Annotated in this window: 16 protein-coding genes and 1 pseudogene; 8 read left to right on the top strand and 9 right to left on the bottom strand. The window is 40.7% G+C overall.

Annotated elements, in window-relative coordinates:
* Positions 1-71 precede the first annotated feature (71 nt).
* Positions 72-3,491, bottom strand: a complete 3,420-nt coding sequence (locus ACMAZF_RS15980) for a PAS domain-containing hybrid sensor histidine kinase/response regulator (protein ID WP_435274743.1) — start codon at positions 3,489-3,491, stop codon at positions 72-74.
* A gap of 151 nt (positions 3,492-3,642) precedes the next feature.
* Here ACMAZF_RS15980 and ACMAZF_RS15975 point away from each other — a divergent pair, with 151 nt between their 5' ends.
* Both ACMAZF_RS15975 and ACMAZF_RS15970 read left to right on the top strand, forming a co-directional pair.
* Positions 3,643-4,812, top strand: coding sequence for an MFS transporter (locus tag ACMAZF_RS15975; RefSeq protein ID WP_435274742.1), 1,170 nt, complete (start codon positions 3,643-3,645; stop codon positions 4,810-4,812).
* Positions 4,812-5,771, top strand: a complete 960-nt coding sequence (locus ACMAZF_RS15970) for an alpha/beta hydrolase (protein ID WP_435274741.1) — start codon at positions 4,812-4,814, stop codon at positions 5,769-5,771. The genes ACMAZF_RS15975 and ACMAZF_RS15970 overlap by 1 nt, the downstream gene beginning before the upstream one ends.
* A 379-nt stretch (positions 5,772-6,150) precedes the next feature.
* Here ACMAZF_RS15970 and ACMAZF_RS15965 read toward each other — a convergent pair whose 3' ends face one another.
* From ACMAZF_RS15965 to ACMAZF_RS15955, 3 genes and pseudogenes are all read right to left on the bottom strand, one after another.
* Positions 6,151-7,527 (bottom strand): hypothetical protein, encoded by a 1,377-nt coding sequence (locus ACMAZF_RS15965; protein WP_435274740.1) that lies wholly within the window; start codon positions 7,525-7,527, stop codon positions 6,151-6,153.
* Between the two features lie 308 nt (positions 7,528-7,835).
* Entirely contained in the window at positions 7,836-8,093 is a 258-nt protein-coding gene (locus ACMAZF_RS15960; RefSeq protein ID WP_435274739.1) for a hypothetical protein, read from the bottom strand.
* Positions 8,094-8,665: 572 nt separating this feature from the next.
* A pseudogene (locus tag ACMAZF_RS15955) lies at positions 8,666-9,449 on the bottom strand (3-hydroxybutyrate dehydrogenase).
* A 224-nt stretch (positions 9,450-9,673) separates the two neighbouring features.
* On the opposite strand from ACMAZF_RS15955, the gene ACMAZF_RS15950 reads away from it, so the two are divergent.
* Both ACMAZF_RS15950 and ACMAZF_RS15945 read left to right on the top strand, forming a co-directional pair.
* A complete protein-coding gene (locus ACMAZF_RS15950) occupies positions 9,674-10,228 on the top strand; it encodes a cytochrome b (protein WP_435274738.1) in 555 nt (184 codons plus the stop codon).
* Complete coding sequence (locus tag ACMAZF_RS15945) at positions 10,228-10,662, top strand: nuclear transport factor 2 family protein (RefSeq protein ID WP_435274737.1); 435 nt, start codon at positions 10,228-10,230, stop codon at positions 10,660-10,662. Before ACMAZF_RS15950 ends, ACMAZF_RS15945 begins: the two co-directional genes overlap by 1 nt.
* Positions 10,663-10,731: 69 nt before the next feature.
* On the opposite strand, the gene ACMAZF_RS15940 is transcribed toward ACMAZF_RS15945, so the two are convergent.
* From ACMAZF_RS15940 to ACMAZF_RS15925, 4 genes are all read right to left on the bottom strand, one after another.
* Positions 10,732-11,256: a hypothetical protein gene (locus ACMAZF_RS15940; protein ID WP_435274736.1), complete on the bottom strand. Its 525-nt coding sequence runs from the start codon at positions 11,254-11,256 to the stop codon at positions 10,732-10,734.
* A gap of 75 nt (positions 11,257-11,331) precedes the next feature.
* Positions 11,332-11,460, bottom strand: coding sequence for a hypothetical protein (locus ACMAZF_RS15935; protein ID WP_435274735.1), 129 nt, complete (start codon positions 11,458-11,460; stop codon positions 11,332-11,334).
* Between the two features lie 44 nt (positions 11,461-11,504).
* Positions 11,505-12,140 carry an alpha-amylase family glycosyl hydrolase gene (locus ACMAZF_RS15930; protein ID WP_435274734.1) on the bottom strand — a complete coding sequence of 212 codons (636 nt, stop codon included), beginning with the start codon at positions 12,138-12,140 and terminating at the stop codon, positions 11,505-11,507.
* Between the two features lie 260 nt (positions 12,141-12,400).
* Positions 12,401-13,996, bottom strand: coding sequence for an ABC-F family ATPase (locus tag ACMAZF_RS15925; protein WP_435274733.1), 1,596 nt, complete (start codon positions 13,994-13,996; stop codon positions 12,401-12,403).
* A gap of 304 nt (positions 13,997-14,300) precedes the next feature.
* Here ACMAZF_RS15925 and ACMAZF_RS15920 point away from each other — a divergent pair, with 304 nt between their 5' ends.
* The 4 genes from ACMAZF_RS15920 to ACMAZF_RS15905 all read left to right on the top strand — a co-directional run bounded on the left by ACMAZF_RS15920 (position 14,301) and on the right by ACMAZF_RS15905 (position 20,332).
* Positions 14,301-15,059, top strand: a complete 759-nt coding sequence (locus ACMAZF_RS15920; protein ID WP_435274732.1) for a reprolysin-like metallopeptidase — start codon at positions 14,301-14,303, stop codon at positions 15,057-15,059.
* A gap of 372 nt (positions 15,060-15,431) precedes the next feature.
* Positions 15,432-16,106, top strand: a complete 675-nt coding sequence (locus ACMAZF_RS15915; RefSeq protein WP_435274731.1) for a TetR/AcrR family transcriptional regulator — start codon at positions 15,432-15,434, stop codon at positions 16,104-16,106.
* On the top strand, positions 16,099-17,151 hold the full coding sequence (locus ACMAZF_RS15910) for an efflux RND transporter periplasmic adaptor subunit (protein WP_435274730.1): 1,053 nt from the start codon (positions 16,099-16,101) through the stop codon (positions 17,149-17,151). Before ACMAZF_RS15915 ends, ACMAZF_RS15910 begins: the two co-directional genes overlap by 8 nt.
* Before the next feature lie 22 nt (positions 17,152-17,173).
* Positions 17,174-20,332 carry an efflux RND transporter permease subunit gene (locus ACMAZF_RS15905; protein ID WP_435274729.1) on the top strand — a complete coding sequence of 1,053 codons (3,159 nt, stop codon included), beginning with the start codon at positions 17,174-17,176 and terminating at the stop codon, positions 20,330-20,332.
* 391 nt (positions 20,333-20,723) lie between these two features.
* Here the strand turns inward: ACMAZF_RS15905 and ACMAZF_RS15900 are convergent, their stop codons facing one another.
* Positions 20,724-22,037, bottom strand: a complete 1,314-nt coding sequence (locus ACMAZF_RS15900) for an IS4 family transposase (protein ID WP_435277182.1) — start codon at positions 22,035-22,037, stop codon at positions 20,724-20,726.
* Positions 22,038-22,073 lie beyond the last annotated feature (36 nt).

Below are 22,073 nucleotides of genomic sequence, written 5' to 3'. Positions count from 1 at the left end.
GACCCAATTAAAGATGTGAGTCACAGTTGCTAGCACACCAAAACCTGCAATATTAGATTTAGTCCTGAAAGTTACAACAACTGCTTTATCAAACGCTTCAACGCCAACGATTTTACCGGTTTGCGCAAAAATAGGTAGTTGGCATCGCTGGTGTGCTGGCGTACTTGTTCTGATGGATCGGCTGAACAAATAATACAAGGAAGCTGCCAGTTGTTTGTAGTTTGTATATTAAATACTACATCAACACCATTTACATTATTATCTAAATGGTAGTCAGCGATTACTAACTTAGGCGTAACCGTTTCTATTACAGTATTGGCGCTAGCGAGATCTTTAGCTGTGACCACCTTAAAACCCCAGTCTGAGAGTTGCGACGAGATAGCTGTTAGCATTAAATGATCGTTATCGATTACTAAGACAGGAATACCGTCAAAGTCATTAGCGACAGTTTCATTCGTTAATACGGCGGCTGTTGGCGCTGACGATAATGGCGTTGTCACGCGAGGAATTTCAATTTTAAATCCAGTGCCTTTGTTAAGTGATGATTGAATCGAAATAGATGCATCTAAAATTCTTGCCATGCGATCGCAAATGGCAAGGCCAAGTCCTAAGCCGGGAATTTCACGATGAGTATCAAGGCGTTCGAATTCTTTAAATATTTGCTGTTGTCCTGCGTCTGAAATGCCAGGGCCATTGTCCCACACTTCAATAGTGAGACTGTTTTTATGAAGACGTACGCCAAGTAATATTTTATTTGTGACTGCTGATTTATGACCAATTTTGTCATTACAATAATGCACGGCATTGGATAGAAAGTTTTGAATAATTCGGCGCAACATTCGTTTGTCACAATGCACAACAGCCGTACTTTTATGATAACTAAATGCAATATTGTCGTGGGCTGCTAATACCTTAAATTCGTTTTCTAGCGTTGATAAAACATCATCAACGGCGAATTCACTAAGCTCTACTTTTTGTGAACCACTATCGAGACGCGAAATCTCAACCAAGTCAGACAACAAGCCTTCAACGACATTGAGAGAATCACCGATGTGATCCGCCAGCTCTGCTAACTCTGTGCCATCAACACGGTTTTTAAGCATTGAGGTAAACAAAGATAGTGCATTAAATGGCTGCATTAAATCGTGGCTTGTGGCGGCTAAAAAACGGGTCTTACTGCGATTGGCTGCCTCAGCTTCTGCTTTGGCATTCTCAAGTTCTTGGGTACGTTGTTGTACACGTTTTTCTAGATTTTCGTTAGCAAGACGTAGTGCTTTTTCGGCTTCTATATGGGCGGTGATATCAGAATAGGTGCTAACAAATCCGCCGCCGGGCATTGCTTGACCTAGTATTTCTAACACGACGCCGTTGGGCATGGTACGTTGAAATTGATGATTGTGGCCTAAACGCATATGTTCGATGCGTCGTTCAACGAGTTCATCAGCTTGGGTTCCACTGATAATGCCCTTATCGACATTGTGTTGGAGTAATTCACGCACTGATTTTCCCGCAGTGACAAAACCAGACGGATAGCCGAGTAAATCAACATAACGTTGATTCCACGCAACAATGCGCATATCGGCATCGACAACGCTAATTCCTTGTTCGATATTTTCAACACCAGATTGCAACAATTCTCGATTGAACTCGAACATCTGATTGGCTTCATCAACAATACTAACAACATCTTCTAGCGGCATTTGTTGAGATGTTGAAGCCGCTTTCATTACCATGCGTGTCGACGCTGATCCCAAAACCCCAGAGAGTTGCAGACGAGTAAACTCGATCGCTTGTTCTAAGGTTGCATTTTGACGACTGAAATTGTTGAGCTTGTTTGCAATTTCATCGTTGGTAAAACGATGGAGTAAGTTAGATAAATCATCGAATGTAAGGCGCTGTTCAAACTTACTTTGGCTCTTGCTAATGTAGAGCTCTGCTTGCAGTTTTTCGCCTACGCTGCGGTGACTGCTTAATGAGACGGCAATAAAGGATAATGTATTGAGCAATAGGCTAATAGCCACGCCATGGGTTACTTCATCGAACCAATCAAGGCCAAATAAGGCGGTTGGTTTTAGCCATTCCAGCCCAAACAACCCATGAGCAAGCCAGCTAGATTCTTTAAAAAACAAAGGCAAAAATAGGGTGTATAGCCAAACTAAAGCACCGACGACTAAACCAACTAATGCGCCTTGTGATGTACCTTTTCGCCAATACAGTGCGCCAATAGTTGCTGGTGCGAATTGCGATAATAAGACAAAAGACAGTAAACCAATGGTTGCTAGGTGATCGTGTTGACTGATAAATCGTTCAAAACTAAATGCCAGTAACAAGGTGACGCCAATGGTGATGCGCCTTGCTGTTAACAATGAACCTGACAGTTGCGGTGTTTGACTGGCATCAAAACGTCTCATTTTGAGCATCAACGGGGTGATAACTTCAGTCGATAGCATGTTACTGAGTACGATAGCTGACACAATAACCATCGATGTTGCTGCGGCTAAACCACCAATAAACACCACGAGCCCTAACCAAGCTTGTTGATAAAACAACGGTAGGGTTAAGACAAATGTGTCAGCGTCGACACTGCCACCGGGGAAAGACGCTTGTCCTGCAATGGCGATAGGCAATACAAAAACGTTAATCAGCAAGAGATAAGCTGGGTAAAGCCAGCGCGCTGTTTTCAATTCTTGTTGATGGTGATTTTCTATCATCATCATGTGAAATTGTTGAGGCAAGATAAAGATCGTGATTGCCCCAAGTATCGCTTGTGAAATTGCCAAGTAAGAATTACTCACCGGCGCTTGCGGCAATTGTTTTTGAGCTGCTAAAAGATGTTCAACCCCGTCAAAAACATAAAAAGTGGCAAAGATGCCAACGGCCAATAATGCAAATAATTTCACAACTGAACTTACCGCAATCGCAAGCATTAGACCTTGATTTTGTTTGCTGGCGGCTATTTGGCGTGTACCAAACAAAATACTAAAAACAATAAGTACCAAAGTAACTACAAAGGCGGTGCTTATGCCCGATTGATAGGTGCCAGTGAGTAAGTCGAAACTTGTGCTAATCGCCCTTAATTGCAGCGCAATATAAGGCACTGTGCCTGTTAAAACAGTGAGCGCAATCGCTGCTGCAAGCATCGGAGAGCGATCATAGCGAAACGCAATAAAATCGGCGATTGAGGTCAAGTTTTGTTGTTTTACGATGGTGAGGATTTTTAGCAACATCGGCCATGCGGCCACTAAACAGAGAATACTGCCAATATAAATGGGTGCAAGCCAAGCCCCAGTTGTGGCCGCTTGTCCAACCGTGCCATAGAACGCCCATGAGGTACAACTCACGCCCAATGCTAGGCTGTAAATCCACGGCCGAGAGCGCCATTGTGCTGGTGACTGTTTCTGCCCAAGATAAGCGATGACGAATAAGAGTGCTAGGTAGCCAATCGCTACAAAGGTAACAAACCATCTATCTAAAGATATCCAAACTAACACAGCAATTCCTTGTAAATTAAAGGCTTGTTATCGAAAAGAGAATTTTATCTGATTACGTTTTTAAGAGTAGTGTACTAAGGTGCCACATATTTGGGGTGATCCTTGGGGTAATCTTACTATCAGACTTTATCGATACAAGAAATTACCATAGATGAATATTACGAACAAATACCTTGTCGAAGCCTTAGTTTTTCTCAGTTACATGCTATTTGCGATGGCGTGGGTTGGCGGCGCTGCCAGTATGGAGCAAATTATGTTGGCCATGAAGGTGGATAGTTTGGCATCCGCGAGCTTTATTAGTGGCATGGTCACTTTTGCAAAAATTGTTGGCACCTTTGGGGCGGCATGGCTTGCCGTAAAGTTAGGGGTGAAGTACGCGTTTTTAGTATCAAGCGTATTAATTGCTATCGGCATTTTCACGCCGATGTCACCTAATTATGAATGGTTATTACTAAGCCGATTCCTGATGGGATTAGGCGGCGCGTTTATGATTGTCTATTTTAATCCTATTGTGATGCAGTTTTTTACCGTTGAAGAACGCCCAGCCATTAACGGGTTAAACGCGGTGGCTTTTAATGTCGGCACCGCAATTATTTTATGGTTTATGAGCGATATCAACGCACTTACTGGTGGTTGGAAAGAAAGCTTAATTGTGTTTTCAGTGATGAGCTTTGTATTGGCGGCAGTATGGTTATTGGTTAAATTCAACGTTGAGCAAACGAGTGGCTCAAGTAGTGAACCTGCAGCAACGTATTCTTATTGGGAAGGCCTCAAAGATAAGTTTAATTGGGTTTATGGCCTGACTTATGCCGGATTACTTACTTTCTATATTTGTTTGTTTACCTTTTACCCACAAGCGGGAATTAGCCAAAGCAAATGGGTGATTGGCTTTGGGATCATCGGCACTTTCGCAGGTATTATTTACAGCAAAAAATTCCCGAAACGAGTACCGATTATTCGCTGGTCTGGATTAATGATTACTCTTACGATTATTGGATTATCATTTAGCTCGTCACCTGTTGTTCAAATGACTTCAGCGATGTTATTGGGCTTCTTTATCTTTCTGCCTGTTACTGCACTTGTGTCGATTCCACACGAACTGCCAAACATGACAACCGCGCGTATTACGGTGATTTTCAGCCTGTTCTACTCAATTAGCTACCTGTTCTCAACGATTCTCCTGTGGTTATTTGGCAAGATGGTTGATATGAATAACGGCGATTTTACACAGTCATTTGTGTTAATTGCGATTGTTAGTACCACCTTTTTCATCGGTAGCTTCTTTTTACCTGAGACTGCAAAACAACAAGGAGAAAGCTAATGCGAGGGAGTGTTTCACCAAAACTTGAACCTTTTTTAGCACAGGTTAATGAAGCCATTGCAAATGCAAAAGCGCAAGGTATTGGTTATACGCCACAAGCGACTCGTGATGGCCTTAATAACTTGGCTGGGCTCATGGCAGATGGGCCTGACATTGCCAGTGTTAGCGATGTCTATTTACCAAATTATGAGACACAAGTTCGCGTTCGAATTTATAACCCTGCGCCAGATAAAGCCTTACCTGTGTTGCTGCATTTTCACGGTGGCGGCCATATGTGCGGCTCGATTGAGCTATACGATCCCATTAGCCGAGAATTAGCAAAACATTGCCAAGCGATTGTAATGTGCATTGATTATCGCTTAGCGCCTGAATACCTTTACCCACAGGGGCTTAATGACTGTCAGTATCTGTTAGAAAACTTCGCCGAATTACTTGATGGTCATCAGTTTACTGACACGTTATATATTGCTGGCGATAGCGCTGGTGGCGCAATTTGTACTAGCCTTGTGGCTAACAATCTTGACAATAAAGCAGTGACAATCGACAAACAAATATTGGTTTATCCAAGTGTTGATTACACCATGAGTTTCCCTTCCTGTCAGGAAAACGGGGAGGGCTTTTTATTAGAAATGGCCAAGGTTGAATGGTATTTTGAGCAATACTTTTCTGACGATAACGATAACGATAACGATAACGATAAGTTAGCGATCGCCCAAAAGGCATCGCCGCTATTGCAAAACTTTGCAGATAATATGCCGCCAACCTTAGTCATTACAGCAGGGTGTGATCCGTTACGCGATGAAGGTTGTGCTTATGCTAAAAAGTTAACACAGCACGGCGTTAGCGTGCTGCATCATCAGTTTGATAGCATGATCCACGCCTATATGTTGATTAATGATTTAGTGGCTGAAGAATATCAACAAACCTTTAACTTGATAAAAGAGTTCACGAGTAAGTGAGGCTAGCTAGGCTTGAAAGTAACGCTAGCACAGGCCTTTCTGTACTAGAGAAATAATTTAGCGAGTAGTTGATTAGTTGCTATCTTCCTTATCCGACGAGTCGGAAAAGACGTTTGTAACAAAACGACTAGCTAAGAATATTAATGAAATCCACGCAAGTAGAGAATATACAAATAGACAACTGATTTCAGATTGCCTGCCTGCCTGTGAATAAAAATTCTTAGCGTCACCGAAAAAATCTACATACCTCTCCATGATAATAAACTCAAAAGCATAGCTTATTAACGACAAAATAAAGATGAGTTGTATTCCTCTAACAAATGTATTTCCAAGTTCATTTTGAATTTTTTTCTTAGTTATCATTAAAAGTTACCAATTATTAGTTAAGTAAATCGACTCGTTCGTTAAGTAAGTTTTCCATTTCACCAGAAACGTCAAATACAGCGCTATTCTCACCGAGAAAGTCGTTAGCGGATCTCTCACTAAAATCTAAACTCAATGGAATTAGTAATTTCATAGCTGCTATGTTGTTTGACATGATCGCTATTGTAAGTGTCTGAGGGACTATTGTCACATCCTTGTCGTTAATAAGAGTTGACAAGTGTTCTTTAGGGGGATTCTGTTGAATGAGTTGCATTAGTGCGAGATTTTTATATTCTGGCATATCGTACTCTTCTGCCATGGTGTAGAGTTTATCAATAAATCCCGACCAATCTTTTTTATCAAGCATCATCTGCATTTCAACGATATTGGCTTTGAGTTCAATAGGAAGATCAGCAGGACTAGGTTCCTGAAGATTTGAGGTTACTGAATGGGCTGGCGGAACACTTGTATCCGCTAAGTTACAGGATATTATTTGATTTTCAATAAACGTGATTCTTTCTTTGAAAGCCTTTATCTTTGATACCGTTCTTGTATAAATCTCTTCTTGAACTATAGGCAAGCTTTCAACTCTTTTACTCATTGCTTCATTGAGTGTTTTAAAGTAATTTTTATAAGAATGCGTTACATCTTTTGGTAACCATGATTTTATTCGAGATTCAGTATGAATGCTATAGGGCATCACGCCGTCATCGGCCAAAGTTGTAAAAATTTCTATTGCGTTGTTGAGTTGCGATTGTGATGGCGGTGGAGCTATAGCATCCATTGCGTTTAATCCATATCTAGCAGGCTTTAGAGGCGCTGATAATTGACGGAAAAAATCGAATGCCTCTTTGTTTTTCTGCTCTATAGCAATGATTGATAATGATTTATCTTGAAAATCTTCATAATGAATAGCTGCTATATCTCCGTCATAATATGCATGTAGGATTTTGACTATTTCGATATGTAAATTTTCTCGCATTGCTGTGACAAAGTCATTAAAGCTAGGCACTAAGCCTGCTTTTAGAAAAGATTCAATATGAATTGCTTTAGTAGCGCTGTTTTTTAGGATAAATGAAATAATAGAATCATTACCTATTGTATGTGTTGATGTGTAATTGTTATTTGAGATTGATTCGATGATTTTTGAATAGTTTAGTGTCGTTAAGTTGAGATATAGCTCATTAAACAACTTATCGCTTAAGGGCTGTTTTGTAGCACTAGTAAATTGAAAATTGTTATTTCTATGAGTCTCATGATATTTTTCAGCGAAATCTTTCAAAGGGATACCCATTAGCTGAATGATTAACTCTTTTTCTTCCTTTGGAGTATTTAAGTTTGAATTGGAAAAGTATCCTGAAAAAAGTCGACCAAGCCTCTTTTTTTTCCTCAATAAAAATTCGAGTTCTTTTCGAAGAAGAGAAGCATTGCTAGGGCACTGCTCGACAAAAGGCGTATTTCTTTTTGAGGATAAATCGTTAATCTTAACGTTCTTTTTGACGCTAATTGGTGATGGGTTGATAACTGATGCTATGTTTGATTTTGGTTCATGGCTGAGTAAAAATAACTAGTTACCGCAATTAATACAAGTATAATGATTGATATTTTTTTCATAGAGAGCTCTTAAATGACAGGCCAACGATTGTTGACCTGAAAAATTAGCATCAAAAAGCTAATTTTTAATAAATAATATTAATTTATTTAGTTTTTAAGGTTTGTTTTACATTTATTTGTTTGAGTATTTTTCATTGTTGCACATTTAGCTTCGTTCTTTATTGTTGCTAATTCCACCGAAAACTCTGCAGCGCCTACCCACACTCCGCCAATTTTCTTATTAGCTCCACTTTCAAAAAATTCGTGCTTCATGATGTTTCTTTTAGCGTTCGACTTTTCATATAGAGCTGCTCGATTCAATGCTGTGGGAGCCGCGCCTGCCGCTGCGCCACCAATCCACTTCATAAAGTGTTGTACTGTCTTCGCTTGTTCAATACACCGAATATTTCGTGCTTCTACCTCATTTAAACAATGTGGAAGGCTGTTTGCTGGTGTCTTTGCTATGTTCTCATATTCAGCGTGAGAAAATACAGTTTTAGTCTGCTCTTCATTAAAGTGTTCTTTGTAATAATCGTTAGCAAAAAACTCCTTAAAGAGTTCACTGTAGTAGGCATCTTTGGCTTGGTTTTGACAATCTAGATCGCAGGTTATCCATACGTTGTCATTAACTTCATTGTGAACTAATGCGTCAGACTTGCTTTATACCGTCAACAATATAATTGCTGCCATTGCATTAAATGAATATTTAGTTTTCATATATTTCCCTATTTCTGAAAGAGTAAGCGTGGAACAATACTGAATGTTGTATAGAAATTCAATTTTTAATCCAAAAATGATAAGAAATCATTAAACTTACTTAAAATTGTATGAATTCTTATGAGTGAAGTTGAATGATTGTTCTCCTTGTTTCACTGTTTGAATCGGAGAATTAAAGTGCCAGTTTGTTATCTGGCATTTTTTGAGCGAGATTTAGAAAATTACTGTGCCGTCCACGCACCGTCCATCGGCAATGCTGAACCAGTAATTCCTTTCGCGCCATCGCTACATAAGAAACAGAATAAACTCACCAATTTGACGAGGGTCAGCCATGCTTGGTAATGGCTGTTTAGCGGTGATTAGTTTGTATTGTGCCTCATCAAAACTAACGCGATCTTTCTCTGCAATGTCAGTAATTTGTTGGCCGATAAGCGGCGTATCTACCCAACCGGGGCAGATTGAATTGACGGTAATACCATCTTCCGCACTTTCTAAAGCAACGACTTTAGTTAAACCAACAATGCCGTGTTTGGCAGCGCAATACGCAGCTTTATTCTTTGAGCCCACTAAGCCATGAACTGAGGCGATATTGATGATGCGTCCCCATTTTTTTTCGGTCATTGCAGGTAAACATTGTTGAATGGTATGAAATGAAGAGGTTAGGTTGATGGCTATAATGTCATTCCATTTGTGTGTTGGAAAAGTTGCTGCGCCTTCGGTGTGCTGAATGCCTGCATTGTTAACTAAGATATCGATACTACCAAGTGCTTTAGCACCCTGTTGCATAAAGTTACTTATAGCTTGTGGATCGCGCAAATCAGCATTGCTAAAGAAAGCTTTTATATCATACTTATTTTCAAACTCAGTAACTAAGGCTGCTCCGTCTTGTTCATTCATCAGTCCATGTAGAATAAGATGAATTCCTTTTTCTGCTAAAACATGAGCTGCGGCAAGTCCAATGCCGCTGGTAGAGCCGGTAATAAGCGCGACTTTATTTGATAACATGACGAGTGTCTCCTTTAAAATAATGAGGCTTAGCCTACCATATGAAAGGTTGGCTGCCTTGTGTACCAAAGTACCGTTTATTTTTAATTTAACTGTGTTCTCTACATATACATCCAAGCATCTTTATGTAGCTTGGGTATAGAACAATAATTGTTCACGTTGGTGTCACGCTGTTGTACTTAAAATAGCGCTGATAATTAAAATAGCAATGAGTGTAATAGAAGATGAATGATACTAAACAAAAACTAAGTCCTACTTCGATTTTTCTCCATTGGATAGTGGCCGTAACCATTATCGGCTTACTAGCTTTGGGGATTTACATGGAAGAGAATGAGGCTTACCAATTTTATGATCTACATAAATCCATTGGCGCATTAATCTTTCTGGTGATAATTGCGCGTGTTATTTGGCGCATCAAACAGGGTTGGCCGGAGCCTGCAAGCGATTATAAAAAGATTGAGCATCTAATGTCGAAAGTGGTTCACTATGTACTGTTAATTGGCTCTGTGATCATTCCAATGTCTGGCTTGATGATGTCGTGGGGCGGGGGGCATGAACTGGCAGTCTTTGGTTTAGAAGTTTGGGGGCCAAATCACGATCCTGCATCGCCAGAAGAAACGATGGTGCGCAGTGACGCTATTGGCGGTCTTGGCCATCAATTACATGGTTTGATCAGTAATATTGTCATTGCGGCTATCGTGTTACATGTTGTCGGTGCATTTAAACACCATATCGTTGATAAAGATTCAACACTTAAAAGAATGTTAGGGAAATCGTAATGATGAAGTCATATGTTCAGTTAGTAATAGCAGCGTTATTATGCACCATTGTCTTTTCTGCAACGGCAAAAGAGTCGAAAAATGTCGCAGCTGTAAAGCAGGTTATTGCGTTGTATACGCAAGGGACTTTTGAAGGCGATACCGACAAGCTAAATCGTGCATTTCATCCTAATGCCGTCATGAATGGCTCGCTACGTGGCAAGATGGTGCTAGCGACACCAAAGCGTTTTATTGAGAGTATGGGTAAATTGAAACTCAATACTACCGGTGCTAAATACGACGCTAAAATTACGCATATTGAAGTAGACGGCAAGGTAGCTACGGTAACACTCAAAGAAACGGGGCTTAGTAAATCAAGCTTTACCAACTTCTTTCATTTAATTGATGATGGCAGTGGTTGGAAGATTATTAGTAAGGCATTTCAAAGCCACTAATTCGATAATTAGTCATCGTGGAAATAAAAAAGGGAGCTGTAATTACAGCTCCCTTTTGTTTAATCTACTCTACTCCATTAACCACATGCGCGCACTACGCGCTGGTAGATAAAATTTGTGCCACTGGCTAGATACATTTTGTACGTTATTGCTTAGTACATCGCGGTAATTACGATGCCAGTACAGGTTATCTGTTGCTGTGTTAACCCACACATCTTGACCATTGCCACACTTATTAATACCAACAATTCTCACGTGATCTCGTTTAAATAAGATCATACAATCGTTGTGGTTAATCACCTGCATGCCACGGCCTTGTGTGCCATTGTGAAACTTCAACATGCCTTTAATATCGTCACGTTTGTAGAAATCTACCCAGCGATTATCCCCGCTTTCATTGTGATCGGAATACACTAATGGCAAACCACCATCACGACCAAAGATATAAGCGTTTGCTAGCTTTTCATCCGTTGGCTCCATAATTTGATGACGGAAACCTTGGTTTAGTGGAATATCATGCGTCACACTGAATGTGATAGCACGGTGACCTGCCAATGCTTGGCCATAAGCGCCAGGATCAACCAATAGGTTCATAGAACCACCGAACTTTAAGGCATTAAACATTTGGTTGAACAACGGAAAATCATAAGCTGCATGTCCAGTTTGATTTTAATAAGGCACTAAGAAATTATCGTAATCGCCATGGCCTGCGCCGCCTAGGGTAATAATTTCACCAAAGACATGAACATTAGCTTTAATTTCTGGCGTAAAGACCGCATTGATATGGTAATTAGTCATGTGTTTTGCGGCATCAACACGAAAGCCAGTCACGCCAAATGATTTTAATTTGTTGATATAAAGTTTTTGTTGTTCAACAACCCAATTATTGGCATCGAGATCGGGTAACCCCGGTCGCCATTACCACCACACAAACGCAGTGTTTGTACTTGATGAACATTGGTGTAATCGGTAATACAACCCGGCGCTTGGAAATCGTGTGCGGCTAAGAAATTATCGGTGATGTCACCAAATAATTTAATGTTTTCAGACAGTGTTGGCGCAGCAGCGTATTCTGCAAGTACAGCAGCTCCTGGATAATTGAGATCGCTACGCTGGGATGCTTCATTAGCCATGTGGTTGAAAACGATATCGGCGTAAGTTTCAACACCCTTGCTTTTAAGCGCTGTAACCATAGCTTTAAAGTCATTAGTATCGCCCAATGGATTATCGATAACGCGAATATCTTGTGGCTGATAGCGCGCCCACCATTGATCGCCTGTTGATTTATAAGCCGGCGAAACTAAAACTTTCTTGTAGCCTAAATCAGCAATTTCTTGCGCTTTTTCAGCAACTTCATCATATTCCCAGTTAAAGGCATGCAGGATTGTATCGGCGGATGCTGTGTTAGACGTCACAGCGGTAGTAAGGGCAATTGCACTGACGGCAATTGCTTTTTTAAAGGTTGATTGTATGTTCATTAGTTTACCTGTATTAGGGAATTATTATTATTTTCCAATGAATATTAAGCTTTAATCCTTTTGTATATTGCTTAACGAATCGATGTTTACATATTTTTAACAATTGGCGTTAGTGTATGCATACGTATTCAGTAATTGTTTTTATAACATGGGGTTATAAACTAAGGTTGTTAAAGAATAACTTGATGAATTTGATATTGTTGAGGAAATAAAAAAACCGATACTAATTCGTATCGGTTTTAAGAAGAGGTAGGTGAATATTATTTAGCGGCTTCTTTTGCGGCTAAGAACTCATCGTAAGTACCGCGGAAATCATGGATGCCGTTTGGCGTGATTTCAAAAATACGTGTTGCTAGTGATGATACAAATTCGCGGTCATGAGAAACGAAGAACAAGGTACCTGGGTAGTTTGCTAACGCCAAGTTAATTGACTCGATAGATTCCATATCCAAGTGATTGGTTGGTTCATCCATTAATAATACATTTGGCTTTTGCATCATCAATTTACCGAATAACATACGACCCTGCTCACCACCAGAAATCACTTTAACTGATTTACCGATATCATTTTGTGAGAACAAAAGACGACCTAAGATGCCGCGTACAGATTGCTCGTCGCCGCCCGGTTGCATCCACTGCGCCATCCAATCAAACAAGGTTAAATCTTTTTCAAATTCGTGTGAATGGTCCTGCGCATAGTAACCAATGTTAGCATTTTCAGACCAGTTTACTTCACCGGCTGTAGCATCTAAGTCACCTTGTAAAATACGCAGTAAACTTGTTTTACCGACACCATTTTGACCAATGATAGCGATGCGCTCACCGACTTCAGTGATCATTTCAAAATCTTTAAACAGTGTTAAATCATCAAACGTTTTCGTCACACCTTCAACAGTGATTGCATTGCGATAAAGTTGTTTTTCTTGCTCAAAGCGAATGTATGGTGAAATACGACTAGACACTTTCACTTCAGCCAATTGAATCTTGTCAATTTGCTTAGCACGTGATGTCGCTTGCTTAGCTTTAGATGCGTTTGCAGAGAAGCGAGATACGAAAGATTGAAGCTCAGCAATTTGTGCTTTCTTCTTCGCGTTGTCAGACATTAGCTGTTCGCGCGCTTGCGTTGCAGCCGTCATGTATTCGTCGTAGTTCCCTGGGAATACTGACATTTCACCGTAATCTAAATCAGCCATGTGGCTACATACTGAGTTTAAGAAATGACGATCATGCGAAATGATAACCATGGTAGATTTTCGCTCGTTAAGTACGTCCTCTAGCCATTTGATGGTGTCGATATCCAAGTTATTCGTTGGCTCGTCAAGGAGTAAAATATCAGGATCAGAGAATAGCGCTTGTGCCAACAGCACGCGCAGTTTCCAACCTGGAGCAACTTCAGACATTGGGCCGTAGTGAAGGGCTTCTTCAATACCAACGCCTAATAGTAATTCACCTGCACGTGCTTCTGCACTGTAACCGTCCATTTCAGCGAACTGTGTTTCTAAATCAGCAACACGCATACCGTCTTCTTCGCTCATCTCAGGGGCAGCGTAAATACGGTCACGTTCTTCTTTCACAGCCCACATTTCTTTGTGACCCATAATTACGGTATCGATGACGTTGAATTGTTCAAACGCAAACTGATCTTGATGCAGTTTACCAACACGCTCATCAGTATCGACAGAAACGTTACCTGATGACGGTGTTAAATCACCGGTTAAGATTTTCATAAACGTTGACTTACCACAGCCGTTTGCGCCGATAAGACCGTAACGGTTGCCGTTGCCAAATTTAACAGAAATGTTTTCAAACAAAGGCTTGGCGCCAAATTGCATGGTGATATTAGCGGTAGTAATCAAAGTTAGATTCTCTTTAATAATAAAATTTAGGGATTTTATCGAGCACTAAGGCCGATAAAAAAGCGGCATATTTTAACCTGTTGAAAGGTTTATTGCTATCACTGTTTGTGTGATCGTGGTGGCAGGGTAGGAGAAGGAACTATTCTCAAGTGATCGAGGTTATATCATGGTTGCAACCGCTGCTTGGACAAGGATTGTATCCGTTTGTATCAGCGAGGTAATTTATTGCTACAAATCGTAACTGAACCATAATATTTGTTTGTATAGAGTTTGGATATATCTCAACCATAGAGTAAGGATTCGAATGAAGCATTCACTGCTAAATACGGCGCTACTAATCACACTATCTTCAAGTGTGACTGTGTCCGCAGTTGCTAAGGCAACACAATTCCCACAATGGTCTCATTCGAGCTTTCAAGCGACGAAGGAACAACGAGTTAATAGTAAGGTGAGTGAAGGGTATCGATCTACTATCGATTTTTCGGATCTGAATCAAAACTTGTTAAGTACTAACGATACTGTCGTGATTCAAGTACCTTTGCCAAACGGTGAATTGGCGGATTTTCGATTAACGCCAACGATGACTATGGCGCCCGATCTAGCTGCCCGTTATCCTTCCATTAAAACATTTTCTGGTGTGCAAATAGGTAACCTGGAAAACAAAGGTAACTTTGATGTTACTCCCCACGGATTTCACGCGTTTTTTCAGCTAAATGGGCATGATGTCTTCATTGAACCGCAATTTCAAGCAAACAATGAAGAGTACGTTAGTTATTACAAAAAAGATGCGTTGTCATTAAATGCTAACTCGATAAATAAGCGTTTGCCGCCGATTAAGAAATTATCGCGCAACGAAACATTTGAACGCGTTAGTTATTATAGAAAATCTTCTTCTACCTTAAGGACCTATCGTATTACAGTAGCGGCTGACGGTGAATATACGGCATTTCATGGTGGAACCAAAGAGTTAGGTTTAGCTGCTGTTGTCACTATGATCAATCGCATTAATGAGGTGTATGAACGTGATTTAGCCATTAAATTAGAGTTAGTGGCTGACATGTAGTGGTCAACTAATTTGGGCCACAGATTTGTATTCAAGCCAATATCTTTTTTTTGACTCATTTGGTGTTAGATTACCGTTATTGTTCTTCTAAAACCCTTACCAACGGAGTCACCTTGGTTTTGAAATAGAAATTCACTGTACCACTTCACAATTGAACATCGACCGCATTTATTCATTAGTGTGTTTTGCTTTTAAAAACTCTCACTTAATTCAATAAAAAAAGTGTTCAAAACATCAATTTGTTGATCCTTGACCTTTCATTCATGAGGTAACTAAGTTAATATTTGTTCACTCGTGACCCGTGGTCACAAAGTGACTATCGGTTTAAAAGTGACTGATGGTTCTATGTTGTAGAATTTACCGAGCGATGATATGTCTGAATCTAGAAAAGAACGTGAATTTAAATTACGGGAAAAGGATATTCTAAGTGCAGCGACAACCCTGTTTTTAGCTAATGGATTAGATAGTGTTACCGTGGCTGATATCGCTAAAGCAACAGATATTGGTAAAGGTACTATTTACAAACATTTTACGAGTAAAGATGCTGTTTTGGCGCAACTTGCCAATAACTTTTCTTACGATGTATTACAAAAAGTTAAGACCATTGACAGTACACTTCCAGCAAAAGAACAAATGCGTGAAATGCTAGAATTGTGCTTTATGGCTCATGTCGAAGAGCCGTTAATGAGCGAGATTTCAAGACGTTATCATCAAGCGAGTTTTTTTGAGCGATTACCAGAACAAGAAAAAACACATTGCTTAGCCATTGAAGGGGAATATTTTGTTATTTTGCAAAACATTTTCAGCAAGGGTATCGACAATAACGAATTACCTAACGCATCAATCGATGAGTTACTCCTAGGAGCACACGCCACTTTTACTGGCGCGCTTGAAATGCTCCACAGCAAACAATTTCACTGTTTTAGTGAATCACCTTCGATTTCACAAGAACGGTTTATCAAAATTATTATCAATTACACAATGACGGGATTATTTGGTCAGTCGATGACTGTCGAATCTAATACGTCTGGAGAATCACATGAATAAATCAATAATGTTGGCGTCAGGGCTCACCGGCCTTCTAATTATTTGGATGTTATCAGGTGGCAATGACGCACCAGTGACAGAAGAGGTATCACAAGCTAGTGAGAGCGAAAAGCTGATGAGCGTGGTTGTGAAATCGTCTGATGCGCAGCTGGTTGCTAAAAAAATTACAGTACAAGGGCAAGTTGAGCCCAACCGTGTTTTGTCGTTAAAGACAGAAGTTGATGGCAAGATTATTGCCCTGCCATTGGCATTAGGTAGTCGTGTTACAAAAGGGGATGTGCTAGCAAAAGTTTCGTTAAAAACACGCCTCTCTCAGCGTGAACAAGCGGTGGCAAACGTTGCTTATCAAACCCAAGAGCTTGCGGCGACCAAGAAGTTATTTGATAGAAAGTTAGAGTCGGGCAGTCGTTTGAGCTTGCAGCAAGCCAATTTAGCAGCAGCTAAAGCATCGCTGCAGCAAATTGATTACGACATTAAAAACTCAACCATTATTGCACCGTTTGATGGCGTTTTTGATTGTCGTTACGTTGAACTAGGTGATTACTTAGATAAAGGTCAGCAAGTTGTCTCTTTAGTTGATGACTTACAGTTAAAAATTACCGCAATGGTGCCTCAACAACAAGTTGATGGATTGGTGTTGGGACAAGATGTAACCGCTAGCCTAATTAACGGCGAAGCTATTACTGGTGCTCTGTCATTTATTTCTGCGACAGCTGATGAAAATACTCGTAGCTACCGCATCGAAGTATTAGTGAGCAATAAAGAACATCGCCGTCTTGTTGGTATGACTGCATCACTAGGCATTCCGGTTAAAGAAGTTGAGGGGCACTTGGTAAGTGCGTCGTCGATTAGTCTTGATAATCAAGGTCGTTTGCAAGTTAAAGCAGTTAATGAAAACAACGAAGTTGTTGCGTATCCGGTAACTATTGTGCGTACAGATAGCGATAAAGTGTGGCTTTCTGGCTTACCTGCTCATGTGTCATTAATTACCCTAGGTCAAGATTTTGTGATCGCTGGTCAGGCTGTACAAGTGAGCCAAGGCTAATTAGCTGGCGAGGAGATTTATTATGATTAACGCATTAATTAATGCAGCCGTTGATCGCACAAGAACCACCATGATGATTTTGGTATTTTTGTTTATTAGCGGATTAATTGCCTTTAATACGATTCCAAAAGAATCGCAGCCTGATGTTGCCATTCCTATTATTTATGTATCGATGACCTATGACGGTATTTCACCTGAAGATGGCGAGCGTTTACTCGTTCGTCCGATGGAGAAAGAGCTTAAGTCAATTGAGGGCATCAAAGAAATGCGCGCGGTATCTGGTGAAGGTCACGCGTCAGTAACCCTTGAGTTTGATGCTGGATTTGACGCCGACCAAGCCCTGCTTGATGTGCGCGAAAAAGTCGATGCAGCTAAAAGTAAACTACCAGCAGAAACCGATGAACCACAAATTCATGAAGTGAATGTTGCACTGTTTCCTGTGCTTAGTTTGGCGCTGTCTGGTGACGTGCCAGAGCGTGTTGTGCGCCGTATTGCCCGTGATTTAAAAGATAATATCGAAGGATTATCTGGGGTTCTAGAAGTTGATATTGGCGGCGATCGTGAAGAGTTGATGGAAGTCATAGTCGACCCGCAAGCGCTTGAAAGCTACAACATTGATTACTACGAATTGCTGCGTACCATCGACTTTAACAACCGTCTTGTTGCGGCGGGTGCTATTGATACAGACAATGGTCGTCAGGTGCTAAAAGTGCCAGGCGTAATCGATAATGTAGAAGACATGCTTAACATGCCAGTGAAAGTTGTTGGCGACCAAGTGGTGACATTCCAAGATATTGCGAGTGTGCGTTCTACGTTTAAAGATCCAGAAGGTTTTGCCCGTGTTGGCGGCAAACCAGCGATGGTATTAGAAGTTAAGAAGAAAGTTGGCGCAAACATCATTGAAACGATTGAAGAAGTTCAAGCGTTAGTGACTGAGCATCAAAAACTATGGCCACAAGGTTTAGAGCATAGCTACATCATGGATCAATCAACGCAGGTAAAAACCATGCTTGATGATCTTTTAAATAATGTAATGACGGGCATAGTGCTAGTGATGATTATTATTTTGGGCGCGATGGGTCTACGTTCATCACTACTTGTTGGTTTGGCTATTCCCGGTTCATTCTTGGCGGGGATTTTAGTACTCAACATGATTGGCTATACACTTAATATCGTCGTGTTGTTTAGTCTAATTCTGGTTGTGGGTATGCTCGTTGATGGCGCTATTGTTGTGATAGAGCTTGCCGACAGACGTATGAAACAAGGTATATCGCCAAAAGAGTCGTTTGCCTATGCATCACGTCGTATGGCGTGGCCTGTTATTGCGGCAACATTAACAACGCTTGTGGTATTTATGCCGTTGGTATTCTGGCCGGGCGTTGTTGGTCAGTTCATGAAATATCTGCCAATCACCGTGTTGTTTTGTTTAACCGCGTCATTGTTAATGGCCTTGGTATTTATGCCAGTGCTTGGCGGCGTGATCAGTCGCAGCAAAGGTGTACAGTCGGTTACTGACGAAGACGAATTACCAGATACGCCATTTAACAAAAGTTACCGCTCGGTATTAGCAAAGCTGTTACTGCATCCGATCAAAACATTAATAGCCGCAGTCGTATTTATTGTGGCCACTTACTTGGCTTATTTCCAATTGGGTAATGGTGTTGAATTCTTTCCTTCAACTGAACCTGAGTCTGCGTTAGTAAATATTCATGCGCGTGGTGATTTATCGATTGCTGAAAAAGATGCGTTGTTATTCCAAGTTGAGCGCCGTTTACTTGATTTTAAAGAACTAAAATCAGTCTATGGTCGTAGCTTTAACAAACCAGGTGGCGAAACGGCAGAAGATGTTATTGGTACGATCCAATTTCAATTTGTTGATTGGCAAGAGCGTCGCCCAGCGCAAGAAATTTTACAGAACATGCGTGATGTGACAAAAGACATCGCTGGTGTGCAACTAGAGTTTAAAAAGGCTGACGATGGCCCTGTGCAAGGCAAACCATTTAAGTTATTGGTGAGTGGTTTAGATAACAAAAATATCTACGCGACAGTGGCTAAAATTCGTCAAACCATGGTTGATATGGGCGGCTTTGAAGCGGTTGAAGATAATCGTCCATTACCAGGTATCGAATGGCGTTTAAATGTGAATCGCGAAGAAGCGGGTCGCTATGGCGCTAACATTAGTGTTATTGGCAATGCCGTGCAAATGGTGACTAACGGTATTAAAGCAGCAGAGTTTCGCCCTGACACATCCGATGATGAAGTTGATATTCGCATTAGGTTCCCACGTGAACAACGTAGTTTAGATCAACTATTACAGCTGAAAATCAATACCGTTCAAGGCTTAGTGCCGCTGTCTAACTTTGTAACGTTAGAGCCTGCGAATAAAACGAGTACGGTGAACCGTGTTGATAGTCGCCGCGTTGTGACGATTCAAGCTGAACCTGCTCCGGGTTATTTACTCAATGATTTGGTTATTCAAATGGGCGAAAAGCTTAAAGCAGAGAAATTTCCACTAGATATTCGCTTTAAGTTTAAAGGTGAGCAAGAACAGCAAGAAGAAACGGGTGCCTTCTTAGGCTCGGCGTTCTTAATTGCTATCTTCTTAATGGCGCTTATTTTGGTCACGCAATTTAATAGTTTTTATCAAACGATGTTGGTACTTTCAGCTATTGTGTTCTCAACAGCGGGTGTATTACTTGGTTTATTAGTGACAGGGCAAACCTTTGGCATCGTAATGGTGGGGGTAGGCATAATTGCGCTCGCTGGTATCGTGGTGAACAACAATATCGTTTTGATTGATTGTTACAACGATTTACGCCGCAAAGGTCATAATCCTTATGATGCAGCGTTGATTACTGGTAGCTTGCGCTTACGTCCGGTATTGCTAACCGCGGTAACGACAGTACTTGGCTTGATGCCAATGGTATTAGCAATGAACATTGATTTGGTGGGACGTAATATTAGTTTTGGCGCGCCATCGACACAATGGTGGACTCAGCTTTCAAGTGCCATTGCTGGTGGCTTGAGTTTCGCGACGTTATTAACGCTGTTTTTAACACCTTGTTTGCTCATTATTGGTGACAAATTAAGTAAAGGGCGTCATTGCCGTCAGGCAGTGGTAAATAATTCTCAAAAAAATATGAGTGAACCAGTCATTACCGCAACAGATGTTGCAAAGTGATAACATACGCTAAATGTCAGTGATGTATTAGCATTGTGTTGAAAAAAGTTTTGAAAAGCGACCTAAAGGTCGCTTTTTTATTTTTAGCTGTTCATCGTTCTTTTACAAAGTCTTTACATAATACCATTAATTGCATTAAATATTTGCCCACTTGTACTTGTTAAAATTAACTAAAATGGCGTTACTCTCAATCCTAATAGCCAGCTATTAGTCAATCGAGCGCCTTGTTTTAGCTGATTTTCTCTACGCACAACAAGATCACTTACTTAATGCAATTGGTATAATAGCGTGATTGTTTGGTGTGAGTCGTTTAGTGAGTTTATTACAGCGGCAAAGTATCAGTAGTGAGCTGTAAGAAGTAAAAAGCAGCCAATTGGCCAACACCATTCAGTTAAGCATGTTTTTTCTGAATGGTATAACTAGTTTTAGAGATTCTAACGGTCCTTGGTTTGGGCCGTTTTCTTTTTTTAGGTAGCACAAACTTTTTCACTTTAGCTCGCATCGCTTTGAGTTTACTGGGGATTGTTCCTGGCTTAGCTATCGCACACCACAGTAACTCATCTTGGATATAACGCAATGCCATGATGAAACTGATACGCAGAGGTGGTACTTTAGCTTCTTTCGCTATTTGACTTATCTCAACTCGCACAAGATTATACGCAATCAATATCCCCCAAAGCTCTTGATAAACCCCTGTTACCGTTTGGCTACGTAACATCATTGAGTTTTCAAGCTGTTGACATTTTATTTCACCATAACCATTCTCGATTTCCCATCGCTCCCAATAGACATGAAGTAAGTCGTCCTTTGGATATAATTCACTATCAAGCAATGAGGTGATAAATCCTTTAATTTGACCTTTGGGCTCCTTGTAAGTCACCATTCTAGCTTGCCAAGTCTCTGGCAAACTGGGATCTTGTTTCCTCGCATGCGCGGAAACATTCATTTCAATGAGACAATCTCCACTACTGTATTCTTCAATAATTTGAAATCGTGTATTAGACTTTATCGGGGTTAACCAATGGCTATCTATATGCGCTCTTTGCCAATTAATCATCAACTCTGCTGACAAATAGCAGCGGTCAAATAGCGTAAGGCTTTGATTAGGAATACTGAGGGTTTTGGTGTGTGTGATTTCTCCTTTAACGCAAGGACCAAAGGCGACATCATGAATTAATCGACTGCGTAATGACATTAACGCGCATAAGCGAAGCATTGGATATTCAGTATGGCGGTCTTTGCGATGTTTTATATAGCCAAAGTGTTCAGCAAGCTCTGGTGAGTCGGGGGTGCGAAAGCAAGTACCATCTACAGCAAAGAGTTGCAGCCCGTGCCAAGTGTCTTCTGTATCTTCTTGTTTTACCCAATGCGCGGCCGTTAAATTAAACAATGCTTCTAATGGTTCTTTTCCGAGCCTTAAACGCGCTTGCGGAACGGCACTTGGTGCAACTGTTTCACCTAACTCATCTGTTAATGATAAATCTAGTTTATTCACGACATCATTAATTGAACGATCCCGATACAAGCCCATACCAACAATTAACCAAACAACAAGCTCTGCGGGTAATTTCCTGCGTCTGATACTCGCTTTGTTCGTTGTTTTTAGTACGGATTCAATCCACTCAAGCGGTAAACTTTTTTGAAAAATGTTTACGCTCTCTGGCTCTGCAAGAGTGTGGACATCATCCAACCACATAGATAACATAAAAAATAGCCCCATCCAAAAGATGAGGCTATTGTC

This window comes from Psychrobium sp. nBUS_13, assembly GCF_051201665.1.
In the GTDB taxonomy this organism is placed as follows: Bacteria; Pseudomonadota; Gammaproteobacteria; order Enterobacterales; family Psychrobiaceae; genus Psychrobium.
This window is presented reverse-complemented; position numbering and strand designations above follow the sequence as displayed.